This window comes from Enterobacter sp. BIDMC 29 (assembly GCF_019378755.1).
Taxonomy (GTDB): domain Bacteria; phylum Pseudomonadota; class Gammaproteobacteria; order Enterobacterales; family Enterobacteriaceae; genus Enterobacter; species Enterobacter ludwigii.
On record NZ_CP080000.1, the window covers coordinates 3493457 to 3495313 of the forward strand.

A 1857-nucleotide genomic window follows, 5' to 3' on the forward strand; every position below is an offset into this window, starting at 1 on the left:
GGATGACCATGCTGTGTGTGACGCATGAAATGGGGTTTGCCAGAACCGTGGCCGATCGGGTGATCTTTATGGATCGTGGGGAAATCGTTGAGCAGGCACCGCCGGATGAGTTCTTCGCACATCCTAAATCTGAACGTACGCGGGCTTTCCTGTCACAAGTGATCCATTAAACGTGTCTTAGCCCGGTGGCGCTTCGCTTACCGGGTCTGACTTTTTCCGGGAAACATAACGCAAAAAGGCCATCCTTTCGGATGGCCTCTTCACTTGTTTGATGTCTGGCAGTTCCCTACTCTCACATGGGGAGACCCCACACTACCATCGGCGCTACGGCGTTTCACTTCTGAGTTCGGCATGGGGTCAGGTGGGACCACCGCGCTAAAGCCGCCAGGCAAATTCTGTTAATCTGTATCAGCTGAAAATCGTCTCTCTCACGCCAAAACACCTTCGGCGTTGTAAGGTTAAGCCTCACGGTTCATTAGTATCGGTTAGCTCAACGCATCGCTGCGCTTACACACCCGACCTATCAACGTCGTAGTCTTCAACGTTCCTTCAGGAGACTTAAAGTCTCAGGGAGAACTCATCTCGGGGCAAGTTTCGTGCTTAGATGCTTTCAGCACTTATCTCTTCCGCATTTAGCTACCGGGCAGTGCCATTGGCATGACAACCCGAACACCAGTGATGCGTCCACTCCGGTCCTCTCGTACTAGGAGCAGCCCCCCTCAATTCTCCAGCGCCCACGGCAGATAGGGACCGAACTGTCTCACGACGTTCTAAACCCAGCTCGCGTACCACTTTAAATGGCGAACAGCCATACCCTTGGGACCTACTTCAGCCCCAGGATGTGATGAGCCGACATCGAGGTGCCAAACACCGCCGTCGATATGAACTCTTGGGCGGTATCAGCCTGTTATCCCCGGAGTACCTTTTATCCGTTGAGCGATGGCCCTTCCATTCAGAACCACCGGATCACTATGACCTGCTTTCGCACCTGCTCGAGCCGTCACTCTCGCAGTCAAGCTAGCTTATGCCATTGCACTAACCTCCTGATGTCCGACCAGGATTAGCTAACCTTCGTGCTCCTCCGTTACTCTTTGGGAGGAGACCGCCCCAGTCAAACTACCCACCAGACACTGTCCGCAACCCGGATTACGGGTCTACGTTAGAACACCAGCCATTAAAGGGTGGTATTTCAAGGTTGGCTCCACGCAGACTGGCGTCCACGCTTCAAAGCCTCCCACCTATCCTACACATCAAGGACCAGTGTTCAGTGTCAAGCTATAGTAAAGGTTCACGGGGTCTTTCCGTCTTGCCGCGGGTACACTGCATCTTCACAGCGAGTTCAATTTCACTGAGTCTCGGGTGGAGACAGCCTGGCCATCATTACGCCATTCGTGCAGGTCGGAACTTACCCGACAAGGAATTTCGCTACCTTAGGACCGTTATAGTTACGGCCGCCGTTTACCGGGGCTTCGATCAAGAGCTTCGCGTTACCGCTAACCCCATCAATTAACCTTCCGGCACCGGGCAGGCGTCACACCGTATACGTCCACTTTCGTGTTTGCACAGTGCTGTGTTTTTAATAAACAGTTGCAGCCAGCTGGTATCTTCGACTGATTTCAGCTCCATCCGCAGGGACTTCACCTACATATCAGCGTGCCTTCTCCCGAAGTTACGGCACCATTTTGCCTAGTTCCTTCACCCGAGTTCTCTCAAGCGCCTTGGTATTCTCTACCTGACCACCTGTGTCGGTTTGGGGTACGATTTGATGTTACCTGATGCTTAGAGGCTTTTCCTGGAAGCAGGGCATTTGTTACTTCAGCACCGTAGTGCCTCGTCATCACACCTCAGCGTTAACAA

The 1857-nt window shown here is 52.9% G+C and carries 2 rRNA genes and 1 pseudogene (1 of these 3 running past the window's edge); 1 reads left to right on the forward strand and 2 read right to left on the reverse strand.

Annotated features, from left to right (window positions below):
• Window positions 1-170, forward strand: a pseudogene (locus tag JTA15_RS15430) (amino acid ABC transporter ATP-binding protein); the annotation flags it as partial.
• 103 nt (window positions 171-273) lie between these two features.
• Here JTA15_RS15430 and rrf read toward each other — a convergent pair.
• Window positions 274-389: ribosomal RNA gene (gene rrf, locus JTA15_RS15435) — 5S ribosomal RNA — on the reverse strand.
• A gap of 65 nt (window positions 390-454) precedes the next feature.
• A 23S ribosomal RNA gene (locus JTA15_RS15440) occupies window positions 455-1857 on the reverse strand; it runs 1504 nt beyond the window's last position.